This window comes from Streptomyces sp. NPDC027962 (assembly GCF_055566095.1).
This window is the reverse complement of sequence record NZ_JBVHTA010000029.1, coordinates 75,600-101,863: the sequence shown is the minus strand read 5'-3', so window position 1 is coordinate 101,863 and position 26,264 is coordinate 75,600. Positions and strand designations below refer to the sequence as shown.

Sequence of the window (26,264 nt, the reverse complement as noted above, 5' to 3'; positions counted from 1 at the left end):
TGTCAGTCGTGACTGCGTGCCTTTTGAAGAATGAGCCTGCGAGTTTGCGGTGTGTTGCGAGGTTAACCCGTGTGGGGAAGCCGTAGCGAAAGCGAGTCCGAACAGGGCGGTTCAGTAGCGCGCTCAAGACCCGAAGCGGAGTGATCTAGCCATGGGCAGGTTGAAGCGGAGGTAAGACTTCGTGGAGGACCGAACCCACCAGGGTTGAAAACCTGGGGGATGACCTGTGGTTAGGGGTGAAAGGCCAATCAAACTCCGTGATAGCTGGTTCTCCCCGAAATGCATTTAGGTGCAGCGTCGTGTGTTTCTTGCCGGAGGTAGAGCACTGGATAGGCGATGGGCCCTACCGGGTTACTGACCTTAGCCAAACTCCGAATGCCGGTAAGTGAGAGCGCGGCAGTGAGACTGTGGGGGATAAGCTCCATGGTCGAGAGGGAAACAGCCCAGAGCATCGACTAAGGCCCCTAAGCGTACGCTAAGTGGGAAAGGATGTGGAGTCGCAGAGACAACCAGGAGGTTGGCTTAGAAGCAGCCACCCTTGAAAGAGTGCGTAATAGCTCACTGGTCAAGTGATTCCGCGCCGACAATGTAGCGGGGCTCAAGCGTACCGCCGAAGTCGTGTCATTCCAGCATGAGGGCCAACGCCCGCTGGGATGGGTAGGGGAGCGTCGTGTGCCGGGTGAAGCAGCCGCGGAAGCGAGTTGTGGACGGTTCACGAGTGAGAATGCAGGCATGAGTAGCGATACACACGTGAGAAACGTGTGCGCCGATTGACTAAGGGTTCCTGGGTCAAGCTGATCTGCCCAGGGTAAGTCGGGACCTAAGGCGAGGCCGACAGGCGTAGTCGATGGACAACCGGTTGATATTCCGGTACCCGCTTTGAAACGCCCAGTATCGAGCCCATTAATGCTAAGGCCGTGAAGCCGCCGGCTGAGTCTTCGGACGAGGTCGGAGTGGTGGAGCCGCTGATCCAAGGTGGTAGTAGGTAAGCGATGGGGTGACGCAGGAAGGTAGTCCAGCCCGGGCGGTGGTTGTCCCGGGGTAAGGGTGTAGGACGCACGGTAGGTAAATCCGTCGTGCATGGAGTCTGAGACCTGATGCCGAGCCGATTGTGGTGAAGTGGATGATCCTATGCTGTCGAGAAAAGCCTCTAGCGAGTTTCATGGCGGCCCGTACCCTAAACCGACTCAGGTGGTCAGGTAGAGAATACCGAGGCGTTCGGGTGAACTATGGTTAAGGAACTCGGCAAAATGCCCCCGTAACTTCGGGAGAAGGGGGGCCATTTCTGGTGAGAGGACGTGCTCCTCGAGCTGGGGGTGGCCGCAGAGACCAGCGAGAAGCGACTGTTTACTAAAAACACAGGTCCGTGCGAAGCCGTAAGGCGATGTATACGGACTGACGCCTGCCCGGTGCTGGAACGTTAAGGGGACCGGTTAGTGACCTTTCGGGGTTGCGAAGCTGAGAACTTAAGCGCCAGTAAACGGCGGTGGTAACTATAACCATCCTAAGGTAGCGAAATTCCTTGTCGGGTAAGTTCCGACCTGCACGAATGGCGTAACGACTTCTCGACTGTCTCAACCATAGGCCCGGTGAAATTGCACTACGAGTAAAGATGCTCGTTTCGCGCAGCAGGACGGAAAGACCCCGGGACCTTTACTACAGTTTGATATTGGTGTTCGGTTCGGCTTGTGTAGGATAGGTGGGAGACTGTGAAGCTTGGACGCCAGTTCAGGTGGAGTCGCCGTTGAAATACCACTCTGGTCGTGCTGGATGTCTAACCTGGGTCCGTGATCCGGATCAGGGACAGTGTCTGATGGGTAGTTTAACTGGGGCGGTTGCCTCCCAAAGGGTAACGGAGGCGCCCAAAGGTTCCCTCAGCCTGGTTGGCAATCAGGTGTTGAGTGTAAGTGCACAAGGGAGCTTGACTGTGAGACCGACGGGTCGAGCAGGGACGAAAGTCGGGACTAGTGATCCGGCGGTGGCTTGTGGAAGCGCCGTCGCTCAACGGATAAAAGGTACCCCGGGGATAACAGGCTGATCTTCCCCAAGAGTCCATATCGACGGGATGGTTTGGCACCTCGATGTCGGCTCGTCGCATCCTGGGGCTGGAGTCGGTCCCAAGGGTTGGGCTGTTCGCCCATTAAAGCGGTACGCGAGCTGGGTTTAGAACGTCGTGAGACAGTTCGGTCCCTATCCGCTGTGCGCGTAGGAGTCTTGAGAAGGGCTGTCCCTAGTACGAGAGGACCGGGACGGACGAACCTCTGGTGTGCCAGTTGTCCTGCCAAGGGCATGGCTGGTTGGCTACGTTCGGAAAGGATAACCGCTGAAAGCATCTAAGCGGGAAGCCTGCTTCGAGATGAGGACTCCCACCTCCTTGAGAGGGTAAGGCTCCCAGTAGACGACTGGGTTGATAGGCCGGATATGGAAGCCCAGTAATGGGTGGAGTTGACCGGTACTAATAGGCCGAGGGCTTGTCCTCAGTTGCTCGCGTCCACTGTGTTAGTTCTGAAGTAACGAATTCGCCTTGCCGGCTTGAGTTCAACTTCATAGTGTTTCGGTGGTCATTGCGTTAGGGAAACGCCCGGTTACATTCCGAACCCGGAAGCTAAGCCTTTCAGCGCCGATGGTACTGCAGGGGGGACCCTGTGGGAGAGTAGGACGCCGCCGAACAATTATTGTGGGAAAGCCCCGCACCCTCGAGGTGCGGGGCTTTTCCGCGTTTACCCGGCTACTGCTGGCACCCCCTGTACAGGCCGACGGTAGCTGCAGGTAAGGTCATGGGGCATCGTCGGCACGTTCCACACAGGAGGCCCCCGGGTGGAGGTCCAGGAGACCCGCGTTCAGACGAACCGGGTACTCACCATCCCCAACATCCTCAGCATGGCGCGTCTCGTCGGCGTGCCGCTGTTCCTGTGGCTGATTCTCCGTCCCGAGTTCGGGGGGCCCAAGAGCGACGGCTGGGCTTTGCTGGTTCTGATGCTCAGCGGCGTCAGCGACTATCTGGACGGCAAGCTGGCCCGCCGGTGGAACCAGATCAGCAGTCTCGGCCGAATCCTCGACCCGGCGGCCGACCGGCTCTACATCCTCTCGACCCTGGTCGGACTGACCTGGCGGGAGATTCTGCCGCTCTGGTTGACGGCCGCGCTATTGGCGCGTGAACTGATGCTGTTGGTGATGGTGGGGATCCTCCGTCGCCATGGCTATCCACCGCCCCAGGTGAACTTCCTGGGCAAGGCTGCCACCTTCAATCTCATGTACGCGTTCCCCTTGCTGCTCCTGAGTGACGGAACCGGGTGGCTTGCGTCACTCGCGGCGATTTTCGGATGGGCGTTCGCGGGATGGGGTACAACTCTGTACTGGTGGGCAGGGATCCTGTATGTGGTCCAGGTCCGCCGTCTCGTCAAGGCGGACGCAATGGCCGATTGACCTCGTCGGTGTGGTACCGCGCAGTGTCGCCGGCCGCGCGCGTGTCACCAGTGGTCTCTTTCGACGAGTGAAGTCGGCAAGACCGTCGACTCTTCAAGGAGGACGCTTCCGACATGAAGGCCGTCGTGATGGCTGGTGGCGAAGGAACCCGACTTCGCCCCATGACCTCGAGCATGCCCAAGCCACTTCTGCCGGTGGCCAACCGGCCGATCATGGAGCATGTTCTCAGGCTGCTCAAGCGGCACGGGCTCACCGAGACCGTCGTAACCGTGCAATTTCTCGCCTCACTGGTCAAGAACTACTTCGGTGACGGCGAAGAGCTCGGAATGGAGCTCACCTACGCCAACGAGGAGAAGCCACTCGGCACTGCTGGCAGTGTGAAGAACGCTGAGGAAGCACTCAAGGACGATGCGTTCCTCGTGATTTCCGGTGACGCCCTCACCGACTTCGACCTGACCGACCTCATCTCCTTCCACAAGGAGAAAGGCGCCTTGGTCACCGTCTGTCTGACACGGGTCCCGAATCCTCTGGAATTCGGCATCACGATCGTCGACGAAGAAGGGAAGGTCGAGCGCTTCCTCGAGAAGCCGACGTGGGGCCAGGTTTTCTCCGACACCGTGAACACCGGCATCTACGTCATGGAGCCCGAGGTATTCGACTACGTCGAGGCCGACGTGCCGGTGGACTGGTCCGGCGATGTCTTCCCCCAGCTCATGAAGGAAGGCAAGCCGATCTACGGCTATGTCGCCGAGGGCTACTGGGAGGATGTCGGTACCCACGAGAGCTATGTGAAGGCCCAGGCCGACGTCCTGGAACGCAAGGTGGACGTCGAGCTCGACGGATTCGAGATCTCGCCCGGTGTGTGGGTCGCCGAAGGCGCGGACGTGCATCCGGACGCCGTGCTGCGTGCCCCGGTGTACATCGGTGACTACGCGAAGGTCGAAGCCGGTGCGGAGCTCCGGGAGCACACCGTCATCGGCTCGAACGTCGTCGTCAAGAGCGGCGCCTTCCTCCACAAGGCGGTCGTCCACGACAACGTCTACATCGGGCCGCAGAGCAATCTCCGCGGGTGTGTCATCGGCAAGAACACGGACATCATGAGGGCCGCCCGTATCGAGGACGGCGCCGTGATCGGCGACGAATGCCTGGTCGGAGAAGAATCGATCGTTCAGGGCAACGTCCGCGTCTACCCGTTCAAGACGGTCGAGGCCGGCGCGTTCGTCAACACCTCGGTGATCTGGGAATCGCGGGGCCAGGCGCATCTCTTCGGCGCGCGGGGCGTCTCCGGGATCCTCAACGTGGAGATCACCCCGGAGGTCGCGGTGCGGCTGGCCGGCGCGTACGCCACCACGCTCAAGAAGGGCGCCACGGTCACCACGGCTCGTGACCACTCCCGAGGTGCGCGAGCGCTGAAGCGGGCCGTGATCTCGGCGCTGCAGGCCAGCGCCATCGACGTACGGGACCTGGAGAACGTGCCCCTGCCCGTCGCCCGCCAGCAGACCGCACGCGGAAGTGCGGGCGGCATCATGATCCGGACCTCGCCGGGGGTGCCGGACTCCGTCGACATCATGTTCTTCGACGAACGGGGAGCGGACCTCTCACAGGGAGGGCAGCGGAAGCTGGACCGCGTCTACGCACGCCAGGAGTACCGGCGTGCCTTCCCGGGCGAGATCGGCGACCTGTACTTCCCCTCGAGCGTCTTCGACTCCTACACGGGCTCCCTGCTGCGCAACGTGGACACCTCGGGGATCGCCGAATCGGGGCTGAAGGTCGTCATCGACGCGTCCAACGGCAGCGCCGGTCTGGTGCTGCCCAGCCTCCTCGGACGCCTCGGGGTCGACGCCCTGACGATCAACCCCGGACTGGACGAGGCACGGCCCACGGAGTCCGCCGACACCAGGCGGTCGGGTCTGGTCAGGCTCGGCGAGATCGTGGCTTCCGCACGGGCGGCCTTCGGCGTCCGGTTCGACCCGGTCGGCGAGCGGCTCTCTCTCGTGGACGAGCGTGGACGGATCGTCGAGGACGATCGTGCGTTGCTGGTGATGCTCGACCTGGTCGCTGCGGAGCGGCGCAGCGGTGGGGTGGCGCTGCCGGTGACGACGACGAGGATCGCCGAGCAGGTCGCGGCCTATCACGGCACCCAGGTGGAGTGGACGACCACCTCTCCTGACGACCTGACGCGGGTGGGCAGGGAGGAGACCACGATCTTCGGTGGTGACGGCCGCGGCGGCTTCATCGTGCCGGAGTTCAGCAGCGTCTTCGACGGTGCGGCCGCCTTCGTCCGGCTCGTCGGGCTGGTCGCGCGCACGCAGCTCACGCTGAGCCAGATCGACGCCCGGATCCCGCGCGCCCACGTCCTGAAGCGGGATCTCGCGACGCCGTGGGCCGTCAAGGGGCTCGTCATGCGGCGGGTCGTCGAGGCCGCGGGAGACCGGCACGTCGACACCACCGACGGTGTGCGGGTGGTCGAGACCGACGGCCGTTGGGTGATGGTGCTGCCCGATCCGTCGGAGGCGGTCACCCATCTGTGGGCGGAAGGGCCGGACGACGCATCGGCACAGGCGTTGCTCGACGAGTGGTCGGCGGTCGTGGACAGCGCAGGTCACTGAGGCCGGACCGGTGTGCCGGCAGTTGCCCGCAGGCCGCTGTCGGCACACCGGTGGGGCCATTCGGCGGTAGCGGCTGCGACATGCGACGATGTGCGGCATGCCGCAGCAGCCCCCCGTTCGGAGCACAGGTTCTCCGCCCGCGCGCCCCGACGCGTCCATGTCGCTGCTGACGAACGTCATGGAGCACAGTCTCGACGACGGGTACGCAGAGGCGTCGGCCCGCAGGGCCGAGGCCGGCGGTCCGCCGCGGACGCTGAGGGCCAAGCTCGGGCTGGCCGCGGGCTTGGTGCTGGCGGCCGTGGTCGTCACCCTCGGTGCTGCTGAGGCGCAGATTTCGGCACCGGTGCTTGCGAAGGAACGCGAGGAGCTGATCGACCGCGTCGAGGCGCAGACCGGCACCGCCGACGAGCTGGAGCGGGAGGTCGAGGCGCTGCGTTCCGACGTGGAGGAGCGGCAGCGCAAGGCCCTCAAAACGCAGGGCGGGGAGCAGGGGGAGCTCGTCTCGCTGCTCGCCGGGGCCACCGAGGTGCAGGGGCCGGGCGTGAAACTCGTCGTGGACGACGCCAAGAACACCGATCAGGGCGGTGGCGGCCCGCGGGAGAGCAGTGGCTTCTCCGACACGGGCCGGGTACGGGACCGCGACATGCAGCGGGTCGTCAACGGGCTGTGGGAGTCCGGTGCGGAGGCGATCGCGATCAACGGGCAGCGGCTGACGGCCCTGTCCGCGATCAGGGCGGCAGGCGAGGCCATACTGGTCGACAACAGGCCGCTGGTGCCGCCGTACACGGTGCAGGCGGTGGGGGACGGGACCAAGCTGCGCACCGCTTTCCAGGACAGTACCGACGGCCAGTATCTGCAGATCCTGAAAGAGGACTTCGGTATCCGGTCCAGCATTTCCGACGAGGAGACGGTTCGTCTGCCTGCGGCCCCGAGCTTGATCGTACGAACAGCAGAGCCGAAGACCGCCGACGCCGGGAACGGTGGCGGGCCGGGGGCGGCCGACACAGAGAAGGGCACATCGTGATCGCCGTACTGGGCCTCGTCGTGGGAGTCGTGGTCGGGCTGTTGGTCCGGCCCGAAGTGCCGGCGGTGGTCGAGCCCTATCTGCCGATCGCGGTCGTCGCCGCGCTCGACGCCGTGTTCGGCGGTCTGCGGGCCATGCTCGACGGGATCTTCGTCGACAAGGTGTTCGTCGTCTCCTTCCTGTCGAACGTCGTGGTGGCCGCGCTGATCGTCTTCCTGGGCGACAAGTTGGGCGTCGGCGCGCAGTTGTCCACCGGTGTGGTCGTCGTGTTCGGCATCCGGATCTTCTCCAACGCCGCGGCGATCCGCCGGCATGTCTTCCGGGCGTGACGGATGAACAACGAAGAGAACCTTCCGAAGGACGAGACTCCGCAGCCTCAGGAGCCCCAGCCCCAGCCCCAGCCCCAGCCCCAGCCCCAGCAGCCGCAGTCACAGCCTGCCGCCCCGTCGCCGGAAGCCGACGCGCCGGAGCCCGCCGCGTCGGAGGCGGCGCCGCAGACCGGCCGTGAACGGCTGCGCGCGGCGGTGTGGCCGCCGCGGGTGACCCGGGCCCAACTGATCGTCGCCGTTCTGCTGTTCGTCCTCGGTCTGGGCCTGGCCATCCAGGTCCGCTCCAACAGCGACGAGAGCGCGCTGCGCGGCGCACGCCAGGAAGACCTCGTTCGCATCCTCGACGAGCTCGACAACCGCACTCAGCGGCTCGAGGACGAGAAGCAGCGTCTCGAGGACCAGCGCACCGAGTTGGAGAACAGCTCGGACCAGGCGGAAGAGGCGCGCAAGCAGACACTGCAGAAGGAACAGCAGCTCGGCGTCCTCGCCGGCACGGTCGCGGCCGAGGGGCCCGGCATCACGCTCACGATCCAGGACCCGTCCGGGACCGTGGAGTCGGACATGCTCCTCGACACGATCCAGGAGCTTCGGGCGGCCGGCGCGGAGGCGATTCAGGTCGACGGAACCAGGGTCGTCGCGGACACCTTCTTCTCGGGAACCGCCGGTGACATCGCGGTGGACGGGAAGCGGATCACCGCGCCGTACACCTTCAAGGTGATCGGCAAGCCGCAGGACCTGGAGCCCGCCCTGAACATCCCGGGCGGTGTGGTGCAGACCTTGGAGAAGGAGCAGGCCACGGCCACTGTGGTGCGTTCGGAGAAGATCACTGTGGACGCCTTGCGACCGGCGGAGCGGCCTGACTACGCTCGGTCGTCCTCGCAGTGAATCGGGGGAACATGGGGTCTGCCGGACCAGGGCAGAAGATTGCAGGGGGTCGACGCATCACATATGTGCTGCGTGGTGGAAACTGTCTGGTGCGTACGGACGTTGTGAGGGTGTCCGGGTCGGCAGGTGTGTTGGTTGAGGGTTCGTCGTCCTGCCCCACGGGCGGGTCTATTTCGGTCAAGGGGAAACGCCCGTGAAGTTGTTTGCGAAGTTGTTCGGCAAGAGTGCACGCGAGGACGGCAATGCCCGGCATCGCGCGCCGCGCCATGGCCAGAGTGAGGAGCAGGGGGCCGAGCGGCCGCTGTTCCGGGACGAGGTGCCTGGTGGTGACAATTCGGGCGGACAGGGCGCGTCGTCTGTTGACCCTGCCGGTGCCGGAGGCATAGGTTTCGGGGAACCATCAACCTCAAGTACGGGTGGAGGGTTTGCCTCCGACCCGTATGCGACCAATCCCCACGCGGGACAGCCGCGGCAGGAGGATCCGTCCATGGCGGGTTTGCCGGTTTGTACGAGGTGCGGCCACCGGAACACCGAGGCCGGTCGGTTCTGCTCCAACTGCGGCGCGCCGCTGCGGGGCGGTGCTCCCGCCGAGCGGGCGTCGGAGACGACGTCGACGATCTCCATCTCCGGTATCGAGGCCTACGATTCCGAGGTCACGGGCCAGACGGCCATCCCCTCGCTCTCGCCCGAGGCCCAGGCCGCCGTCGAGGCCCTGCCGCTCGGCTCGGCGCTCATGGTGGTCCGCCGCGGTCCCAACTCGGGCAGCCGCTTCCTGCTGGACGGTGAGCTGACCACGGCCGGCCGTCACCCGCAGAGCGACATCTTCCTCGACGACGTGACCGTCTCGAGGCGCCACGTCGAGTTCCGCCGGGGTGCGGACGGCGGCTTCACCGTCTCCGACGTCGGCAGCCTGAACGGCACCTACGTGAACCGTGAGCGGATCGATTCCGCGGTCCTGGCCAATGGTGACGAGGTGCAGATCGGCAAGTACCGGCTGGTCTTCTACGCAAGCCAGCGGGCTGTGTGACCCTCTCCCGGACTTTGTCCGGGGGGACCTCCAGGGAAGGTACATGCTGCGAACACCGACGGGCGGTGCCGGCAACGGCACCGCCACTGCGGGCGAGCGGTCGATGAGCATCGGAGCGGTGCTCGGCCGGCTGCGCGACGAGTTCCCGGAAGTGACGATCTCCAAGATCCGTTTCCTGGAGGCGGAGGGACTCGTCGAGCCGAGCCGTACGCCCTCGGGGTACCGCAAGTTCAGCGCCCAGGACGTGGAGCGGCTGGCTTTGGTGCTGCGGATGCAGCGTGACCACTACCTTCCCCTGAAGGTGATCCGTGAGCAGCTGGACGCCCTCGAGCGAGGGGAGCAGGTCCAGCTGCCGGCGCAGGGAGCGCACCGGGAGCTCCTCGACGGCACCTGGGAGCCGGAGAGCGAGCGGCCCACCGCGGCCCGTATCGGGCGAGCGGCTCTGCTGGCGGCCGCGGACGTGTCAGAGGAGGAGCTCGCGGAGTGGGAGTCGTTCGGCCTGCTCGCGCCGGACGAGGACGGGGCCTATGAGTCCGAGGCGGCGACCGTCGCCCGGTTGGTCGCGGACCTGGGCAGATTCGGTCTCGAGCCTCGGCATCTTCGCGCCATGAAGGCGTCCGCGGAACGGGACGCCGGGCTGGTGGAGCAGATCGTCGCGCCGCTGCGCCGACACCGTAATCCGCAGACCAGGGCACATGCCGAGGCGACCGCCCGGGAGCTCGTGACACTGTCCGTGAGACTCCACGCGGCACTGGTGCAGACCGCCCTCGGAGTGCGGCTCCACTGATCTTGGACCAGCCCGACTACCCAAACCGGTCGCGCACGTCCTAGGGTTACTGTGTGAACGAGCTCGACGTTGTGGGTGTCCGGGTCGAAATGCCCTCGAACCAACCGATCGTGCTCCTGCGTGAAGTGGGAGGCGATAGGTACCTCCCCATCTGGATCGGTCCGGGGGAGGCGACCGCCATTGCCTTCGCGCAGCAGGGCATGGCCCCTGCCAGGCCGCTGACCCATGACCTCTTCAAGGACGTGCTGGAGGCAGTGGGTCAGGAGCTCACCGAGGTCCGTATCACCGACCTGCGAGAAGGCGTCTTCTACGCGGAGCTGGTCTTCGCCAGCGGGGTCGAGGTCAGTGCCAGGCCGTCCGACGCGATAGCGCTCGCCCTGCGCACCGGTACGCCGATCTACGGCAGCGACGGGGTGCTGGACGATGCGGGGATCGCGATTCCGGACGAGCAGGAGGACGAGGTGGAGAAGTTCCGCGAGTTCCTCGACCAGATCTCGCCCGAGGACTTCGGTTCCAGTAGCCAGTGACCCGCCCGCTCGGCGTCGGCGTATTCGAGTAGCCTTTCCCCGGGGCGGGGCACGAGAAACCACTCTCAGGGTGATTATCACTCGGCGTGCCGAGTGTGGCGATCGTTGACGCACCCCTGGTGACTCCCTACCTTCGAGGTGGCAGGTCAAGGACGGAGGTCGGCGTGTGAGAAGCAGCGGCGGCAGTACGGCTGGGGGCGGCCTCGGACCCAGTCCGGTGGAAGACGGGCCGTACCCGCTTCGCGACAGCGCAGCCGGGCCCTCCACCGACACCATCGGCTACCGGGGGCCGACCGCGTGCGCGGCCGCCGGCATCACCTACCGGCAGCTCGACTACTGGGCGCGCACAGGCCTGGTCGAGCCCAGCGTGCGACCGGCATACGGCTCCGGAACGCAGCGGCTCTACAGCTTCCGCGACGTCGTCGTCCTCAAGATCGTCAAGCGCTTCCTGGACACCGGTGTAGCGCTGCAGAACATCCGCGCCGCCGTGCAGCACCTGCGGGCCCGTGGATTCAGGGACCTCGAGCGGATGACGCTCATGAGCGACGGCGCGACCGTCTACGAATGCTCGTCGCCCGACGAGGTGGTCGGGCTGCTCCAAGGCGGACAGGGCGTCTTCGGGATCGCGGTGGGCGTCGTGTGGCGGGACGTCGAGACGGCGCTCTCGCAGCTTCACGGCGAACGGATCGACACGGGGGAGACCCTGGTCGGTCACAACCCCGCGGACGAGCTGGCCAGACGCAGACGCGACCGGGCCGTCTGACCGTGCCCGGAGCTCCCCGTTGTCAGTGGTGTAGGGGAGCATCGAAGGTGTGAGAACCGCCCCGACGATCCTGCATCTCGACATGGATGCTTTCTTCGCCGCCGCCGAGCAGGCGGCGAAGCCGTCACTGCGCGGCAAGCCGGTGGTCGTCGGCGGTCTCGGTCCGCGCGGTGTGGTCGCCACCGCCTCCTATGAGGCCCGGCGTTTCGGGGTGCATTCGGCCATGCCGATGGCGCAGGCGCGGCGTCTCGCACCGAACGCGGCCTATCTCGTCCCGCGCTTCTCCCTCTACCGCTCCGTGAGCGAGCAGGTCATGCACCTTTTGGGGCGCCTGTCGCCTCTGGTGGAGCCGCTGAGCCTCGACGAGGCGTTCGTCGACCTCGAAGCCGGGGAGGCCGCGGTCGACGCCGTGTCGGCCCGTGCGGCAGGCGAGCGGCTGCGCGTCGACATACGGGCGGTCACGGGCCTGACGGGGTCCGTGGGGCTGGCCGGTTCCAAGATGCTCGCCAAGATCGCCTCGGAGCAGGCCAAGCCGGACGGCCTGGTCGTCATCGAGCCGGGCACCGAGCGCGAGCTGCTGGGGCCGATGCCAGTGCGGACCCTGCCGGGTGTAGGGCCCGCCACGGGTGAGCACCTGCGGCGGGCCGGTATGACCACGGTCGCGGATCTGGCCGAGGCGGGTGAGGACGAGCTCGTACGGCTGCTGGGCAGGGCGCACGGGGCGTCGCTGTTCCGGATGGCGCTGGGGCACGACGACCGCCCGGTGGTCGCCGAGCGGGACGCGAAGTCGGTGTCGGTCGAGGACACCTTCGATGTGGACCTGCACGACCGGGTGCGGGTGCGCACCGAGGTGGACCGGCTCGCCGACCGGTGCGTGGAGCGGCTGAGAGCGACCGGGCACTCGGGCCGGACCATTGTGCTCAAGGTCCGCCGGTACGACTTCTCGACGCTGACACGGTCGGAAACGCTGCGGGGGCCGACCGACGATGCGGCGGTCGTGCGGGAGGCTGCGGGGCGGCTGCTGGAGGCAGTGGACACCACGGGCGGGGTGCGGCTGCTCGGGGTGGGCGTCACGGGACTCGCGGACTACACCCAGGAGGATCTGTTCGCGCAGGCCGCGGCGGAGGAGTCTGCGGCCGTCCCGTCCGGGGCGGCGTCCGCCGCCGACGCCGCCCCGGCTCCGTCCGATGCGGCGGCAGAGGTCCTGGGGCCTGGCCCGGCTCTTCCCGGCCCGGTCGAGCGGCGCTGGGCCGCAGGCCAGGACGTACGCCATGCGCGGCACGGGCACGGGTGGGTGCAGGGCAGCGGGGTGGGGCGGGTCACCGTGCGCTTCGAGGAACCATGGTCGCCACCGGGCCGGGTCCGCACGTTCCGTGTGGACGACGAGGAGCTGGAGCCCGCGGACCCTCTGCCGCTGACCGGGCCGCCGGATTCGCCGCCGGACGAGGGCCGGGCGGGTCAGTCCTCCTGGCCGGCGACGCGGCCGAAGGAGCGGTCGCCCGAGGCGGGAGCGGGCGTCGGGGGCGGGCCGGAGAGGTCGAGTCCGTAGTGGTGGTAGAGCTGGAGTTCCTGCTCGGGGGAGAGATGGCGGCCCACGCCGAAGTCCGGAGCGTCTTTGATCAGCGAGCGCTCGTAAGGGACGCGCAGGGTGTTGTCGACGAGCTCGCTCGGTTCGAGGGGGACGAAAGCGTCCCTGCTGAACAGGCCTGTCCGCACGGCCGCCCACTCGGGTACTCCGGTGGCGTCGTCCAGGTACACCTCGTCGACCGTTCCGAGCTTCGTGCCGTTGCGGTCGAACGCCTTGCGGCCTATCAGGCTGCGCGGATCGATGTCGGTCTGCACGGTCCCTCCAACTGGTCGCGCCTGCTCTCTCATGACTACAGAAGGGCACATTTCGAGTGTCGGCCACTCGAGCGATCGTTCCCAAGCGGCGCTGGTACCCTGGCAAACGGCTGCTGACCCTGTGCGGGAGAGTTCTCCGGTGAAGACCGGAGGCGCCGAAGGAGCAAATCCTCCCCGGAATCTCTCAGGCACCTGTACCGCACGGACGAGGTCACTCTGGAAAGCAGGGCGGGCGTCGGACGGCATCCGCTCTCACCGACGGTGAAAGCCGGGAGGTCGCTCCGCGACGCCCGGTGAAGCTCTCAGGTTGAGATGACAGAGGGGGAGGCCGTCCGGGCATCCGCGCCGTGATGCCCCTCGCAGGTCGCGAAGACCAGGAGGCCTCCCACCATGACCGCCAACCGCATTCCGCTCTCCCAGCTGGAGCGTGGCACCCCCTTCGAGCGGCGCCACATCGGGCCTGACGCAGGTGCCCAGGCCAAGATGCTCGCGCAGGTGGGCTACGGCTCGCTCGACGACCTCACCGCCGCCGCCGTACCGGAGGTGATCAAGAGCGCGGAGGCCCTCGACCTGCCGGACGCCCGCACCGAGGCCGACGTGCTCGCCGAGCTGCGCTCCCTGGCGGACCGCAACCAGGTGCTGGCCCCCATGATCGGGCTCGGCTACTACGGCACCTTCACCCCGCCGGTCGTCCTGCGGAACGTCATGGAGAACCCGGCCTGGTACACGGCGTACACGCCCTACCAGCCCGAGATCTCGCAGGGCCGGCTCGAGGCGCTGCTCAACTTCCAGACCGTCGTCGCGGACCTGACCGGCCTGCCCACCTCCGGCGCCTCGCTCCTCGACGAGGGCACCGCCGCCGCGGAGGCCATGGCGCTGGCCCGCCGCGTCGGCAAGGTGAAGACCGGCGTCTTCCTGATCGACGCCGACACCATGCCGCAGACCATCGCCGTGATCGAGACCCGCGCCGAGCCGACCGGCGTCGAGGTCGTCACCGCCGACCTGAGCGACGGCATCCCCGCCGAGATCGCGGAGCGCGGCGTCTTCGGCGTGCTGCTGCAGTACCCGGGCGCCTCCGGTGCCGTTCGCGACCTGAAGCCCGTGATCGAGCAGGCGCACGAGCTCGGCGCGATCGTCACCGTCGCCGCCGATCTGCTCGCCCTCACCCTGCTCACCTCGCCCGGCGAGCTCGGCGCGGACATCGCCGTGGGTACGACGCAGCGCTTCGGCGTCCCGATGGGCTTCGGCGGCCCGCACGCCGGCTACATGGCCGTGCGCGACAAGTTCGCCCGGAGCCTGCCCGGCCGACTGGTCGGCGTCTCCGTCGACGCGGACGGCAACCGGGCCTACCGCTTGGCGCTGCAGACCCGTGAGCAGCACATCCGCCGTGAGAAGGCCACCAGCAACATCTGCACCGCGCAGGTGCTGCTCGCCGTCATGGCAGGCATGTACGCCGTCTACCACGGCCCGGAGGGGCTGCGGGCGATCGCCTGGCGCACCCACCGTTACGCCGCGATTCTCGCCGAGGGCCTGCGGGCCGGCGGCATCGAGGTCGTGCACGGCTCCTACTTCGACACCCTGACCGTCCGTGTGCCGGGCCGGGCCGTCGACGTCGTGGCCGCCGCCGGCGAGGGCGGGGTCAACCTGCACCTCGTCGACGCCGACCATGTCTCCCTCGCCTGTGACGAGACCACCGGCCGTGAGCAGCTGACGGCTGTCTGGTCCGCCTTCGGGGTCGCCGGCGACGTCGAGGCTCTGGACGCCGCCGGCGCGGACGCACTGCCCGCCGCCCTGCTGCGCGGGGACGAGTACCTCACGCACCCGGTCTTCCACGAGCACCGCTCGGAGACCGCGATGCTGCGCTACCTGCGCAGGCTCGCCGACCGCGACTACGCGCTGGACCGCGGCATGATCCCGCTCGGCTCCTGCACCATGAAGCTGAACGCGACGACCGAGATGGAGCCGGTGACCTGGCCCGAGTTCGGCCAGATCCACCCCTTCGCGCCGGTCGAGCAGGCGCAGGGCTATCTGACCCTCATCCGTGAGCTGGAGGAGCGCCTCGCAGAGGTCACGGGCTACGACAAGGTCTCCATTCAGCCCAACGCCGGGTCGCAGGGCGAGCTGGCCGGTCTGCTGGCCGTCCGCGCCTACCACCGCGCCAACGGCGACGAACAGCGCACCGTCTGCCTGATCCCGTCCTCCGCGCACGGCACCAACGCCGCCAGCGCCGTGATGGCCGGTATGAAGGTCGTCGTGGTCAAGACCGCCGACGACGGCGAGATCGACGCCGAGGATCTGCGGGCCAAGATCGAGCAGTACCGCGACGAGCTTGCCGTGCTGATGATCACCTACCCGTCGACGCACGGCGTCTTCGAGGAGCACGTCGCCGACATCTGCGCCCAGGTGCACGACGCCGGCGGTCAGGTGTACGTCGATGGCGCCAACCTCAACGCGCTGGTGGGTCTTGCGAAGCCGGGCCGTTTCGGCGGCGACGTCTCGCACCTGAACCTGCACAAGACCTTCTGCATCCCGCACGGCGGCGGAGGACCGGGTGTCGGCCCGGTCGGTGTGCGCGCGCACCTCGCCCCGTACCTGCCGAACCACCCGCTGCAGCCGACGGCGGGCCCCGAGACCGGGGTCGGCCCGATCTCCGCGGCCCCGTGGGGTTCCGCGGGCATCCTGCCGATCTCCTGGGCGTACGTGCGTCTGATGGGCGGCGAGGGTCTCAAGCGCGCCACGCAGGTCGCGGTCCTCGCGGCCAACTACATCGCCAAGCGCCTCGAGCCGCACTACCCGGTCCTCTACACCGGCCCGGCAGGTCTCGTCGCCCACGAGTGCATCGTCGACCTGCGTCCGCTGTCGAAGGCGACGGGTGTCAGCGTCGACGACATCGCCAAGCGGCTCATCGACTACGGCTTCCACGCGCCGACGATGTCCTTCCCGGTGGCCGGCACGCTGATGATCGAGCCCACCGAGAGCGAGGACCTGACCGAGCTCGACCGTTTCTGCGACACGATGATCGCGATCCGTACCGAGATCGAGAAGGTCGCCTCGGGCGAGTGGCCCGCCGACGACAACCCGCTGCGCAACGCCCCTCACACGGCGGCCGCGCTCGGCGGCGAATGGGACCACGCCTACAGTCGTGAGGAGGCCGTCTTCCCGGCCGGGGTGAGCGCCGCCGACAAGTACTGGCCGCCGGTGCGCCGTATCGACGGTGCGTTCGGCGACCGCAACCTCGTCTGCTCCTGCCCGCCGCTCGACGAGTACGACAACTGACGCGGGCGCAAGGGCATATGCGTGGGGGCCGGTGCGGAGAGCTTCTCCGGGCCGGCCCCTAGTCGTGTCTGTCCGGACGGCTCTAGGCGGCCGTCATCACGTCCGTCTCGCGCGGTCGGCGCGGGGCGATGATCCGGCCGTCGGGCAGCAGTTCGCCGGTGTCCTCGAAGAGGAGCACGCCGTTGCACAGCAGGCTCCAACCCTGTTCCGGATGGTGCGCCACCAGACGTGCGGCCTCACGGTCGGCGGAGTCGGATGTGGGACAGGTCGGCTGGTGCTGGCACATGGATGGGTTCTTTCGCTGCGATGTGGTGAGTGTCCTGCGGCTCGATGAAGTGTTCATGGCCGCCCCCCGTATCTCTCGGTCCGGTCCCAGTGTTCCCCCACGGGCGTCGATCCGCAGGGATTTCACGGCAGCTCTTCCTACTCATTGATGACGTACCACCCGCGCGGGCGGTTCAGTTGAATCGGCTGTCCTTTCGGGTGGTTCGCAGTGGCCCGGGCGGGCTAGTCACAACGGGCCATGCCTGGCACATCAGTACGCCCCGCGACCTCGCGGTCGCGGGGCGTGCCGGTGGGTCCTCGTCAGGCGGCGGGCGAGTCGAGCAGCGGCGTCGGTGTCAGTCGCATCGTCAGGACGGGCAGCAGGTCGGCGACCTGGCACGGCCGGTGGGCTGCGATGCCCGGCGGTGCCGGAGCCAGTGGGACCAGGACGTCGGACGGCTGAAGGGTGCCGGCCGCGGCGTCGGCCTGCGGGTCGCCGTGCAGCCAGAGGGTGAGCATGTAGAGCTCGGGCACCGACAGCAGCCTCGGCTGGAAATGGGGTCCCATGGACTCAGCCTGTCGCAGGGCCCGTTCGGTCGAGTCGAGATAGGGGCCTTCGAAGAAGTGCGAGAAGGTCCAGCCGTCCGGTGTGAGCACGCTGTCCGCGGCGGCCACGGCACGTTCGCCGCTGCGGATCAGGAAGCGCCAGCCGGCGAGTCGGGTGTACGGGGCACTGCCGCTCGGCGCGATCCGGTCCATCACATGGACCGGCAGAGGCAGTTCGGCGCTCAGGGGTCCCTGGACGGACCTCAGAGCAGGGGTACGGGCCTCGCGGACGGCCAGGGGTGAACCGAGTGCCGCGAGAACGCTGCGCAGGGCAGGCGCGGGAGCCGGGGGGACATGCAGCGGCATGATGGGTCGCCTCTCACTGGGGAGACACGGTGATGCGTGAAGGTGCGGACGGCGCTGTCGGCGTGCGGGGCGGCGAGCGGCCGGAAGACACCGGATCCCAACTCTCTGCCCTCGCGGAGTTTATACGACGCGTGTTCACGTAATGTTTCCGCTACCCGTCGCGGGTATTTCGAGCAAGGCCGAAATCAGCCCGTTTCCGAGGGCCTTTTCACCTGGTTTTCCGTCCCGGCAGGGCTTCGGCCTGCGACGCCGACCGCGGCGCGGTCGGCCGAAACAGACCTGTATTTATCGTCGCCCTCGGATGCAGGAAACTGCCCAATGCAGTATGCCCGTGGAATGTGCCTGCTGGGTGCTCTGTTCCAGACTATCGGGCGCGGACCGTGAGCGTGACGTTATGGATCAAAGAGTCTGGGCATCATCGTCCGTGACGTGGCGGTCGGCGCTGCGTGGTGCCCACTCGAGGAGGGACCCTTCGATGGGGGAGAAGGTCGCGGCAGGCGCGTTCGACCTGTCCGATCGGCAGCGGTACCGGCGGAAGCTGCAGCAGTGCCTGGCAGGGCTGGGGCGGCTGCTGGAGGAGAAGAGGTTCGATCGGCCCAAGAATCTGATGGGGCTCGAGATAGAGCTGAATCTCACCGGCGAAGACGGCATGCCGCGGATGATGAATGCCGAGGTGCTCTCCCGTATCGCGAGTCCGGATTTCCAGACCGAGCTCGGCATGTTCAATCTGGAAGTAAATATCGTCCCGCACCGTCTGGGCGGCCGTGTCCTCGATCAGCTGGCGGAGGAGTTGCACACCGGGCTCGGATATGCGGACCGCAAGGCGCAGGAGATCGGTTCCGGCATCGTGATGATCGGAATTCTTCCGACGCTCACGCAGCAGGACCTGGTCTCCGCGAACCTCTCCGACGTAGACCGTTACAAGCTGCTCAACGATCAGATCGTGGCCGCGCGGGGCGAGGAGTTCACCCTCGACATCGACGGTGTGGAGCAGTTGACGTGCACGTCCGCGTCGATCGCGCCCGAAGCGGCCTGCACCTCCGTACAGTTGCATCTCCAGGTCACGCCGGGCCGCTTCGCCGATGTGTGGAACGCCGCGCAGGCGGTGGCGGCCGTGCAGGTCGCTGTCGGCGCCAACTCGCCGTTCCTGTTCGGCAAGGAGCTGTGGCGTGAGTCGCGCCCCCCGCTCTTCCAGCAGGCCACGGACACCCGCCCGCCCGAGTTGCAGGCCCAGGGCGTACGGCCGCGGACGTGGTTCGGTGAGCGCTGGGTCGACTCCGCGTACGACCTCTTCGAGGAGAACCTCCGCTACTACCCCGCGCTGCTGCCCATCTGCGGCGACGAGGATCCGCTGCGGGTGTTGGACGAGGGGGGAGTGCCGCGGTTCCAGGAGCTGGTTCTGCACAACGGCACCATCTACCGGTGGAACCGGCCGGTGTACGACGTGGCCGACGGCGTCCCGCATCTGCGTGTGGAGAACCGCGTACTGCCGGCGGGCCCGACCGTGACCGACGTCATCGCCAACGCGGCCTTCTACTACGGCCTGGTCCGTGCCCTGGCCGAGGAGGCCCGCCCGGTGTGGACGCGACTGCCGTTCGCCGCGGCAGCCGAGAACTTCGAGACCGCGTGCCGCCATGGCATCGACTCCGACCTCCAGTGGCCGCGTCCGGGCCGCGGTGGGGTCACCGGCGTACCTGTCGTCAAGCTCGTCCGTGACGAGTTGCTGCCGCTCGCCGCGGCGGGACTCGACGCGTGGAACGTGGCCCCCGCCGACCGCGACCGGTATCTGGGCGTCATCGAGGAGCGGTGCCGCCGCCGGATGAACGGTGCCTCCTGGCAGGCGGACACCTATCACCGGGCGCGCGAGGCGGGGCTGCGGCGGGAGGCGGCGCTGGCAGCGATGACGCGCCGCTACTGCGAGCTGATGCGTGGGGGGCAGCCGGTGCACACATGGCCGGTGGGGTTCCCGGGGACCCACTCCTGAACTGGGCCGTCCGCTCGGGGACCCACTCCTGACCCGAGACGTCCACGCCTGTCGCGCCGGGCGTGGAGGGGACCTGGCTGCGTCCGCCGTACCGTCGTCGGGCAAGCTGTGACGTCCCATGCGGTGGTGCTTCTCCTCGAGTGCGATGGAACGTGATCAAGCGTGATCGAGGGGGGAGAAGGCGTGATGAGCAACTGGAGGCAGGAGTGCAGGCGGAGGCGGGAGGTGTGGCCGAATCCATTCCCCAGGCCGCGATGTCACGAAGGATCCTCCGGGCGGAGACGGTGCTCGTGCTCGCACTGTCCCTCGGTGCCAGTGCGGTGTCGTCACTGATCAGCTTTATCGGATCGCTGACAAAGCCCGGGGGCCTGAAGGATCAGGCGGCGACGCTCAACGGATCGTTCGCTCCCGGACGGCCATGGCTGGATCTCGCCTGGCAGCTTTTCGGGATCGCCACGGCGCTGGTGCCGGTGGCGCTTGTCGCGCATCTGCTGATCCGTGAACGCGCCGGGCTCCCTGCCATCGGATTCGACCGGAGCAGACCGTGGTCCGACCTCGGGCGCGGCGCCCTCGTCGCCGCGGGCATCGGCAGCGCCGGGCTGGCCTTCTACCTCCTGGCGCGGGCATCGGGCTTCAACCTCACCGTGGTGCCCGAGTCGCTTCCCGATGTGTGGTGGAAGTACCCGGTGCTCATTCTCTCGGCGGTCCAGAACTCCGTGCTCGAGGAAGTGATCGTCGTCGGCTATCTGCTGCGCCGGCTCGGTCAGTTGGGGTGGACACCCATGGCGGCCCTGGTCGCGAGCTCCGTGCTGCGCGGCTCGTACCACCTCTATCAGGGCATCGGCGGGTTCATCGGCAACATGGTGATGGGCGTCGTCTTCGTGCTGCTGTACCGGCGGTGGGGGCGGGTGGGCCCGCTGGTGGCGGCGCACGCCCTGCTCGACATCGTCGCCTTCGTCGGGTACGGGCTGCTGGCGGGGAAGGTGGACTGGCTGCCCACCGTCTGAACGACCGGCTGCCTGAGCGACGGACTGTCTGAGCGGCCGGCTCGAACGCGCCGGGGACGTACGAGCGGATGCCCGCACGTCCCCGGCGCGTTCTTGCGTCAGGGCGCGGTGAGCAGCTCGCCGTCGATCACGGTCACCGCTTGGCCGGTCAGCAGCGTGCGGTCGCCGCGCAGAGAGGTGCGGACGAGGCCGGAGCGGGCCGATGCCTGCAGGCCGGTCAGTTCGGTACGGCCGAGGCGGGCCGACCAGAAGGGCGCGAGCGCCGTGTGGGCGCTGCCGGTGACGGGATCCTCGTCGATCCCGACGCGGGGGAAGAAGCCGCGTGAGACGAAGTCGTAGGGAGTGGAGGGGTCCTCGGCCGCGGCGGTCGTGATGATGCCGCGCTCGGAGAGCGCCACCAGCGCGGCGAAGTCGGGCCGCAGGCCGCGTACGGACCGCTCGTCGGCCAGCTCGACCAGAAGGTCTCCGACGTGCGGGCCGGTGTCGTGGGCCGAGATCACCTTCGCGCCGAGGGCCTCGGCCAGTGCGGGCGGGACGTCGACGGGAGTCAACGGGGAGGTGGGGAAGTCGAGGGTGAGTGCCCCCGCCTCGTCCGCGGTGGCGGTCAGGGTTCCGCAGCGTGCGGCGAAGCGCACCGTGCCGGTAGCCGCCCCCGTGGTGCGCAGGACGTGCGCGGTGGCGAGCGTGGCATGGCCGCACATGTCGACCTCAGTGGCCGGGGTGAACCAGCGCAGTGCCCAGTCCGCGTCGTCGCCGGCGGGCAGGGGGTGGGCGAAGGCGGTCTCCGAGAGGTTCACCTCCGTGGCCACCTGCTGGAGCCAGGAATCGGTGGGGAAGCGGTCGGAGTCCAGCAGCAGGACTCCGGCGGGGTTGCCGGCGAAGGGGCGGTCGGTGAAGGCATCGACGATTCGAATCCGCATGGAGCGACCGTAGGGCGTGGGCGAAGCCGCAGGCCAAGGCCAATTCGGGGTCGCTGGATCGCTGGGGCCTTGCCCGGATGCGGCTTCCGATATATCGTTGACGCATCGCGACTGGTCAACGATGGAAGGAGCGTAAGCGATGCGTTCACATGGAAACGGACCGGAACACGAGCACGGCCGCGGTCATGGGCACTGCGGGCCCGGCCATCACGGTCCGGGTGAGTCCGAGGGCCGGCGGGCCGCGTTCGGGCCCTGGGGGCCGCCGTTCGGCGGACCCTTCGGCGGCGGCCGCGGTCGCGGTGGCGGGCGGGGAAGGGCGCGGCGCGGCGACGTGCGTGCCTCGATCCTGGCCCTGCTCAAGGACCGCCCGATGCACGGTTACGAGATGATCCAGGAGATCGGTGAGCGCAGCGGCGGTGCGTGGAAGCCCAGCCCGGGCTCCGTCTATCCGACACTCCAGCTGCTGGAGGACGAGGGTCTGATCATCAGTGAGAGCGAGGGCGGCAAGAAGCTGTTCACGCTGACCGACACCGGGCGCGCCGAGGCCGAGTCGGGTCCTGAGGCTCCGTGGGAGGAGGCCGGGCGCGGCGTCGACTGGGAGACGGTCAACGAGATCCGGCAGGCCGGTTTCGGCCTCATGGAGGCCTTCGGTCAGGTCTGGAAGACGGGCAGCGTCGAGCAGCGGCAGAAGGCCGTCGCCGTCATCAACGAGGCTCGTAAGAAGCTCTACCTGATCCTCGCCGACGAGCACTGAGCCGTACGGTTTCGAAGGGCCCCGCGTGATAGCGGGGTCCTTCGTCGTGGGTCGCCTCGTGGTCGTCACGTGTGGGTCGTCACGGGGTAGGGGGGCGGCGGCGGGCGGGCGGCTCAGGCGACCAGGCCGCCGAGTTTGCGGAGCGACTCATTGAGCGCGGCCGTCGCCGAGTCCGTCAACTTGCCGGCCATCAGCGATACGGCCGCGCCCGTGAACTCGCCGTCTATGCGTACGTCCGTCGCGTCGCCGACCGGGGTGAGCGAGTAGCGGGTGCCGACGACGACGGACATCGGGCCCTTGCCCGTGATGGCGAGCACGCGCTCCGCCTCCAACTCCTCGACGGTCCAGGTCACCTCGGCGGGAAAGCCCATCAGCTTCATGTTCTCCGCGAAGGTGGCACCGGTCTCCAAGGGGTCCGGCACGCCCTTCGGGAAGCTGGTGTGGGTGGTGTTCCACCGGCCGTACGAGGCGAAGTCGGTCAGCTGGGCCCAGACCTTCGCGGGCGGTGCCTCGATGCGCGCTTCCGCGCTGACTTCGGCCATGCGACCACCCCTTCGTGTCGGGTTACGGTGTCGCGGACCGTAGCTGCGAGTGCGGAAACATTCAATACTGACGAACAATCAGCTTCTCTGCCGGTGCGGGCGAGGTCCGGGGCGGGCCCGGTCCGGGTGCCGACCGGGCGCCGGTGGTCGCCCGCGCCGTGGCTGCCCGTGGCGGGCGCGCTACCAGGGCGCGCAGGAGCGGTGACCGCCGGGCCACGGGCATGGATGTGCCGGCGTGCGTGGCCGCCGACCCCCCGGTCCCGGGCGGTCGAGGTGCTGCGGCGGGCGGGTGTCGAGGCGCCGCTGCTCGCGGGGCGGATCTCGGAGCCGTCTCGACATGTGTCACAGGGGTGACGGTCCTGACCGACGCTGACATGATGTGCCGATGCAAGCGTCTCAGGGAAGGAGCGCCGGCCTGGGACTCGCCCTGGGCTCGGCCTTCGCGTTCGGCGGATCGGGCGTCGCGGCCAAGCCGCTGATCGAGGCGGGGCTCGACCCGCTCCATGTCGTATGGCTACGCGTCGCCGGAGCCGCGCTCGTCATGCTGCCGGTGGCCTGGCGCCACCGGAGTCTGCTCCGGCGCAGGCCGGCGTTGCTGGCGGGTTTCGGGCTTCTGGCGGTGGCCGGTGTCCAGGCCTGCTACTTCGCGGCCATCTCGCGCATCCCGGTCGGTGTCGCGTTGCTCATCGAGTATCTGGCCCCCGCTCTCGTGCTCGGCTGGGTCCGCTTCGTCCAGCGCCGCCCCGTGACAAGGGCGGCCGCGCTGGGCGTCGTCCTCGCGGTCGCCGGCCTCGCGTGTGTGGTCGAGGTCTGGGCCGGTCTGAGTTTCGACGCGCTCGGCCTGCTGCTTGCCCTCGGCGCCGCCTGCTGCCAGGTGGGGTACTTCGTCCTCTCCGACCACGGCGGCGACCGCGAGGACGCGCCCGACCCGCTCGGCGTGATCGCGTACGGGCTCCTCATCGGCGCTACAGTGCTCACGGTCGTGGCACGGCCCTGGGGCATGGACTGGTCACTGCTGGCCGGTGGCGCGGACATGGGTGGCACCGAGCTGCCGGCGGTGCTTCTGCTGGGGTGGGTCGTTCTGATCGCCACCGTGCTCGCGTACATGACGGGTGTCGTCTCGGTACGCAGGTTGTCGCCGCAGGTCGCCGGCGTGGTGGCCTGCCTGGAGGCGGTCGTCGCGACTGTCCTGGCGTGGGTGCTGCTGCACGAGCATCTCTCGGCGCCGCAGATCATCGGAGGCGCGGTCGTCCTCGTCGGCGCGTTCATCGCCCAGTCCCAGGCGCCGAAGGCGCCGACCGGACCGGTGGCGGCCGGCGGGCCGGAGGTCGTCCCCGCGGTGGCCGGTGACGGTGCGGAGCCTGGTGAGTTGTCCGCCGGCCGGCGGGCGCCGTAGGGTGGCGAGCATGCATTCGACCGTACTTCCGCCGCCCGCCGCGTAACGCGGGCGGCCGTCTCCTTGACGAAGGCCGGGCTCGGGTTGATCCCGAGCATGTTGGTGCTGCCCGCGTGACTGAGCCGAGCGATCAGCCGTCCAGATCTTCACGCGGAGAAGTCACGTGTCGAGTTCCTCTTCCTGTTGCCCTGCAACGTCCGCTTCACCTTCTGCTGCCCACATGTCTGCCGGCGCGTCCGTCGACGCGTCCGGTGGCGGCTTCGCCGGACCGACCGTCGGGCGGGGTCTCGTCTATCTGATCTTCGCCGGGTTCGCGTGGGGGACCGCCGGCGCTGCCGCGTCCCTCGCCTTCGAGGTCAGCGACCTCGGTCCGCTCGCGCTGTCGTTCTGGCGGTGCGTGGGCGGGCTGGTGCTACTGCTTCCGGTGTTCTGGCTGCGGGCGCGGCGGCGCTCCACGTCGGTCGGCGTCGGGGGTCTTGCTCCCGTTGCCGAGCCGCGCCGCCGACGGCTGGTGCGCATCCTCGGCACGGGTGTCGGCCTCACGGTCTTCCAGAGTGCCTACTTCGCGGCCGTCGAGGCGACGGGCCTCGCCGTCGGCACGGTCGTGACACTGGGCGCGGGCCCCGTCCTCATCGCGGTCGGCGCACGACTGACGATGGGCGAGCGGCTGGGCCGGGGCGGGACCCTGGCCGTCCTGGGCGCGCTGGCCGGGCTCGGTGTGCTCGTCCTCGGCGGCGAGGGTGGAGACGTGCGGCCCGTGGGCGTCCTGCTCGCCGTCCTGTCCGCCGCCGGATACGCCGCGATCACGCTGCTGACGCGGTGGCTCGGCAGGGGCGGTGGCGGCGGCGACTCGCTGTCGACGACGGTGTGGGCGTTCGCGATCGGGTCCGTGGGCCTGCTGCCGATGGCGATCGGCGAGGGTCTGCTGCCGCACGCGGCGGAACTGGCGCGGGTCGTCGGGCTGCTGGCGTACGTTGCCGCCGTGCCGACCGCGCTGGCCTACGCCCTCTACTTCGCGGGCGCGGCGGTCGTCCGGGCGACGACGGTGTCGGTGATCATGCTGCTGGAGCCGGTGAGCGCGGCGGTCATCGCGGTGACACTGCTCGACGAGCGCCTGACGGCGGCGACGGTGGCGGGCACGCTGCTGCTGCTCACGGCGGTGGCGGGGCTGGCGGCGGCGGAGACGCGGGGAGCGGCGGGACGGAGGCGGGCGTTGTCGCCCGCGTGACGTGCCCTTGAGGCGTCGTCTTTCGGAACGGGGCCCCGGCGCTTCTTGGAACCGGGGCGCCGCCGCCCCCGCCCCTTGCCCCCGCCTCAGAGATACCTGGGGAGCGGCGTGCTCGGGGCCAGGTCGGGCGAAGGGACCGGGGAGGCGGTTGTGAGGGCAACGGGGACGACGCCCGCCCAGTGGGGGAGCGAGAGATCCGCAGGGTCGTCGTTCGGGCCGCCCGTGCGGGTCTTGGCCGAGACCTCGGTCAGGTCGATGCGGAGCACGGCCGTCGCCGCGAGTTCCTTGGCATTCGCCGGGCGGGAGTCGGCGGAGCGGCCGGGGATCGCGTGGTCGACCAGCGCGTCGAGCGCCGTGCGCTTCTCCGGCGGGTCGGTGACCTGCCGGGCGGTGCCGTGGACCACGACGGACCGGTAGTTGAGCGAGTGGTGGAAGGCGGAACGCGCCAGCACGAGACCGTCGACGTGGGTCACCGTCACGCACACCGGCAGGCCTGGATCCGTCTCGCCCGCCATGCGCAGGGGGCGCGAGCCCGTCGACCCGTGGACGTACAGCCGCTCGTCGACGCGGGCGAACAGTGTCGGCAGGACGACCGGCGTGCCGTCGCGGACGAATCCGAGGTGGCAGATGTAGGCCGTGTCGAGTATCGAGTGCACCAGTTCGCGGTCGTACGAAGCGCGCTCCCGGGCGCGGGTCGGGATCGTGCGCTCTGTCGGCTCGTAGGCTTCCGCGGTCTCCTGCATTGCGTTCTCCATTGCACTA

The 26,264-nt window shown here is 68.4% G+C and carries 22 protein-coding genes, 1 rRNA gene, 1 riboswitch and 1 other annotated feature (1 of these 25 only partly in view); of the genes, 17 read left to right on the top strand and 6 right to left on the bottom strand.

The features are described from left to right. Nucleotides 1-2,479: a sequence feature (most likely nonfunctional fraction of RNA operon), on the top strand; it begins 1,697 nt to the left of the window's first position. Between the two features lie 74 nt (nt 2,480-2,553). From rrf to ACZ4SA_RS25050, 11 genes are all read left to right on the top strand, one after another. Then, nucleotides 2,554-2,670: ribosomal RNA gene (gene rrf / locus ACZ4SA_RS25100) — 5S ribosomal RNA — on the top strand. 147 nt (nt 2,671-2,817) lie between these two features. Then, nucleotides 2,818-3,426 carry a CDP-alcohol phosphatidyltransferase family protein gene (locus tag ACZ4SA_RS25095; protein ID WP_403871131.1) on the top strand — a complete coding sequence of 203 codons (609 nt, stop codon included), beginning with the start codon at nt 2,818-2,820 and terminating at the stop codon, nt 3,424-3,426. 113 nt (nt 3,427-3,539) lie between these two features. Then, entirely contained in the window at nt 3,540-6,035 is a 2,496-nt protein-coding gene (locus ACZ4SA_RS25090) for a sugar phosphate nucleotidyltransferase (protein WP_468278438.1), read from the top strand. Between the two features lie 97 nt (nt 6,036-6,132). Beyond that, on the top strand, nt 6,133-7,059 hold the full coding sequence (locus tag ACZ4SA_RS25085; RefSeq protein WP_468278435.1) for a DUF881 domain-containing protein: 927 nt from the start codon (nt 6,133-6,135) through the stop codon (nt 7,057-7,059). Then, nucleotides 7,056-7,388, top strand: a complete 333-nt coding sequence (locus ACZ4SA_RS25080) for a small basic family protein (protein ID WP_023543062.1) — start codon at nt 7,056-7,058, stop codon at nt 7,386-7,388. The genes ACZ4SA_RS25085 and ACZ4SA_RS25080 overlap by 4 nt, the downstream gene beginning before the upstream one ends. A 3-nt stretch (nt 7,389-7,391) precedes the next feature. Further along, complete coding sequence (locus tag ACZ4SA_RS25075; protein ID WP_468278432.1) at nt 7,392-8,273, top strand: DUF881 domain-containing protein; 882 nt, start codon at nt 7,392-7,394, stop codon at nt 8,271-8,273. Nucleotides 8,274-8,424: 151 nt separating this feature from the next. Continuing rightward, nucleotides 8,425-9,300, top strand: a complete 876-nt coding sequence (locus ACZ4SA_RS25070; RefSeq protein ID WP_468278459.1) for an FHA domain-containing protein — start codon at nt 8,425-8,427, stop codon at nt 9,298-9,300. Nucleotides 9,301-9,343: 43 nt separating this feature from the next. After that, the gene (gene ftsR / locus ACZ4SA_RS25065) at nt 9,344-10,087 is read left to right on the top strand and encodes a transcriptional regulator FtsR (RefSeq protein ID WP_468278429.1); all 744 of its coding nucleotides are present in this window, start codon (nt 9,344-9,346) and stop codon (nt 10,085-10,087) included. Nucleotides 10,088-10,140: 53 nt separating this feature from the next. Further along, nucleotides 10,141-10,614, top strand: coding sequence for a bifunctional nuclease family protein (locus ACZ4SA_RS25060; protein WP_026281837.1), 474 nt, complete (start codon nt 10,141-10,143; stop codon nt 10,612-10,614). Between the two features lie 217 nt (nt 10,615-10,831). Then, complete coding sequence (locus ACZ4SA_RS25055; protein WP_468278426.1) at nt 10,832-11,377, top strand: MerR family transcriptional regulator; 546 nt, start codon at nt 10,832-10,834, stop codon at nt 11,375-11,377. 49 nt (nt 11,378-11,426) lie between these two features. Further along, nucleotides 11,427-12,926 carry a DNA polymerase IV gene (locus tag ACZ4SA_RS25050; protein ID WP_468278423.1) on the top strand — a complete coding sequence of 500 codons (1,500 nt, stop codon included), beginning with the start codon at nt 11,427-11,429 and terminating at the stop codon, nt 12,924-12,926. Here ACZ4SA_RS25050 and ACZ4SA_RS25045 read toward each other — a convergent pair. Then, entirely contained in the window at nt 12,836-13,219 is a 384-nt protein-coding gene (locus ACZ4SA_RS25045; protein ID WP_468278420.1) for a PRC-barrel domain-containing protein, read from the bottom strand. The two genes, ACZ4SA_RS25050 and ACZ4SA_RS25045, sit on opposite strands and share 91 nt — an antisense overlap. Before the next feature lie 114 nt (nt 13,220-13,333). Further along, nucleotides 13,334-13,429: riboswitch (glycine riboswitch) on the top strand. 180 nt (nt 13,430-13,609) lie between these two features. On the opposite strand from ACZ4SA_RS25045, the gene gcvP reads away from it, so the two are divergent. Then, entirely contained in the window at nt 13,610-16,495 is a 2,886-nt protein-coding gene (gene gcvP, locus ACZ4SA_RS25040) for an aminomethyl-transferring glycine dehydrogenase (protein WP_468278417.1), read from the top strand. A gap of 82 nt (nt 16,496-16,577) precedes the next feature. Here gcvP and ACZ4SA_RS25035 read toward each other — a convergent pair whose 3' ends face one another. Together ACZ4SA_RS25035 and ACZ4SA_RS25030 are read right to left on the bottom strand one after the other, a co-directional pair. Next, on the bottom strand, nt 16,578-16,781 hold the full coding sequence (locus tag ACZ4SA_RS25035) for a DUF5999 family protein (protein ID WP_468278414.1): 204 nt from the start codon (nt 16,779-16,781) through the stop codon (nt 16,578-16,580). A gap of 299 nt (nt 16,782-17,080) precedes the next feature. After that, nucleotides 17,081-17,671, bottom strand: coding sequence for a hypothetical protein (locus ACZ4SA_RS25030; protein WP_468278411.1), 591 nt, complete (start codon nt 17,669-17,671; stop codon nt 17,081-17,083). A gap of 475 nt (nt 17,672-18,146) precedes the next feature. Here ACZ4SA_RS25030 and ACZ4SA_RS25025 point away from each other — a divergent pair, with 475 nt between their 5' ends. After that, nucleotides 18,147-19,655 carry a glutamate-cysteine ligase family protein gene (locus tag ACZ4SA_RS25025; RefSeq protein ID WP_468278408.1) on the top strand — a complete coding sequence of 503 codons (1,509 nt, stop codon included), beginning with the start codon at nt 18,147-18,149 and terminating at the stop codon, nt 19,653-19,655. 254 nt (nt 19,656-19,909) lie between these two features. Further along, on the top strand, nt 19,910-20,662 hold the full coding sequence (locus tag ACZ4SA_RS25020; RefSeq protein WP_468278456.1) for a CPBP family intramembrane glutamic endopeptidase: 753 nt from the start codon (nt 19,910-19,912) through the stop codon (nt 20,660-20,662). A gap of 98 nt (nt 20,663-20,760) precedes the next feature. Here ACZ4SA_RS25020 and ACZ4SA_RS25015 read toward each other — a convergent pair whose 3' ends face one another. After that, nucleotides 20,761-21,582 carry a PhzF family phenazine biosynthesis protein gene (locus ACZ4SA_RS25015; RefSeq protein ID WP_468278405.1) on the bottom strand — a complete coding sequence of 274 codons (822 nt, stop codon included), beginning with the start codon at nt 21,580-21,582 and terminating at the stop codon, nt 20,761-20,763. Between the two features lie 139 nt (nt 21,583-21,721). Between ACZ4SA_RS25015 and ACZ4SA_RS25010 the strand changes: the two genes are divergently transcribed. Continuing rightward, nucleotides 21,722-22,336, top strand: a complete 615-nt coding sequence (locus ACZ4SA_RS25010; RefSeq protein ID WP_468278402.1) for a PadR family transcriptional regulator — start codon at nt 21,722-21,724, stop codon at nt 22,334-22,336. A 113-nt stretch (nt 22,337-22,449) separates the two neighbouring features. On the opposite strand, the gene ACZ4SA_RS25005 is transcribed toward ACZ4SA_RS25010, so the two are convergent. Further along, entirely contained in the window at nt 22,450-22,878 is a 429-nt protein-coding gene (locus ACZ4SA_RS25005) for a type II toxin-antitoxin system Rv0910 family toxin (RefSeq protein WP_468278399.1), read from the bottom strand. A gap of 385 nt (nt 22,879-23,263) precedes the next feature. Here ACZ4SA_RS25005 and ACZ4SA_RS25000 point away from each other — a divergent pair, with 385 nt between their 5' ends. Together ACZ4SA_RS25000 and ACZ4SA_RS24995 are read left to right on the top strand one after the other, a co-directional pair. After that, a complete protein-coding gene (locus ACZ4SA_RS25000) occupies nt 23,264-24,274 on the top strand; it encodes an EamA family transporter (protein WP_468278397.1) in 1,011 nt (336 codons plus the stop codon). Between the two features lie 220 nt (nt 24,275-24,494). Continuing rightward, on the top strand, nt 24,495-25,502 hold the full coding sequence (locus tag ACZ4SA_RS24995) for a DMT family transporter (protein ID WP_468278395.1): 1,008 nt from the start codon (nt 24,495-24,497) through the stop codon (nt 25,500-25,502). Between the two features lie 86 nt (nt 25,503-25,588). On the opposite strand, the gene ACZ4SA_RS24990 is transcribed toward ACZ4SA_RS24995, so the two are convergent. Next, nucleotides 25,589-26,257: a pyridoxamine 5'-phosphate oxidase family protein gene (locus ACZ4SA_RS24990; RefSeq protein WP_468278392.1), complete on the bottom strand. Its 669-nt coding sequence runs from the start codon at nt 26,255-26,257 to the stop codon at nt 25,589-25,591. Nucleotides 26,258-26,264: the final 7 nt, after the last annotated feature.

Coding starts and splice junctions, on each gene's coding strand:
- ACZ4SA_RS25035 (WP_468278414.1), bottom strand. CDS start 16,781: ATGTGCCAGCACCAGCCGACCTGTCCCACATCCGACTCCGCCGACCGT.
- ACZ4SA_RS25005 (WP_468278399.1), bottom strand. CDS start 22,878: ATGGCCGAAGTCAGCGCGGAAGCGCGCATCGAGGCACCGCCCGCGAAG.
- ACZ4SA_RS24995 (WP_468278395.1), top strand. CDS start 24,495: ATGTCTGCCGGCGCGTCCGTCGACGCGTCCGGTGGCGGCTTCGCCGGA.
- ACZ4SA_RS25085 (WP_468278435.1), top strand. CDS start 6,133: ATGCCGCAGCAGCCCCCCGTTCGGAGCACAGGTTCTCCGCCCGCGCGC.
- ACZ4SA_RS25010 (WP_468278402.1), top strand. CDS start 21,722: ATGCGTTCACATGGAAACGGACCGGAACACGAGCACGGCCGCGGTCAT.
- ftsR (WP_468278429.1), top strand. CDS start 9,344: ATGCTGCGAACACCGACGGGCGGTGCCGGCAACGGCACCGCCACTGCG.
- ACZ4SA_RS25000 (WP_468278397.1), top strand. CDS start 23,264: ATGCAAGCGTCTCAGGGAAGGAGCGCCGGCCTGGGACTCGCCCTGGGC.
- ACZ4SA_RS25075 (WP_468278432.1), top strand. CDS start 7,392: ATGAACAACGAAGAGAACCTTCCGAAGGACGAGACTCCGCAGCCTCAG.
- ACZ4SA_RS25020 (WP_468278456.1), top strand. CDS start 19,910: ATGTCACGAAGGATCCTCCGGGCGGAGACGGTGCTCGTGCTCGCACTG.
- ACZ4SA_RS24990 (WP_468278392.1), bottom strand. CDS start 26,257: ATGGAGAACGCAATGCAGGAGACCGCGGAAGCCTACGAGCCGACAGAG.
- gcvP (WP_468278417.1), top strand. CDS start 13,610: ATGACCGCCAACCGCATTCCGCTCTCCCAGCTGGAGCGTGGCACCCCC.
- ACZ4SA_RS25015 (WP_468278405.1), bottom strand. CDS start 21,582: ATGCGGATTCGAATCGTCGATGCCTTCACCGACCGCCCCTTCGCCGGC.
- ACZ4SA_RS25025 (WP_468278408.1), top strand. CDS start 18,147: ATGGGGGAGAAGGTCGCGGCAGGCGCGTTCGACCTGTCCGATCGGCAG.
- ACZ4SA_RS25030 (WP_468278411.1), bottom strand. CDS start 17,671: ATGCCGCTGCATGTCCCCCCGGCTCCCGCGCCTGCCCTGCGCAGCGTT.
- ACZ4SA_RS25090 (WP_468278438.1), top strand. CDS start 3,540: ATGAAGGCCGTCGTGATGGCTGGTGGCGAAGGAACCCGACTTCGCCCC.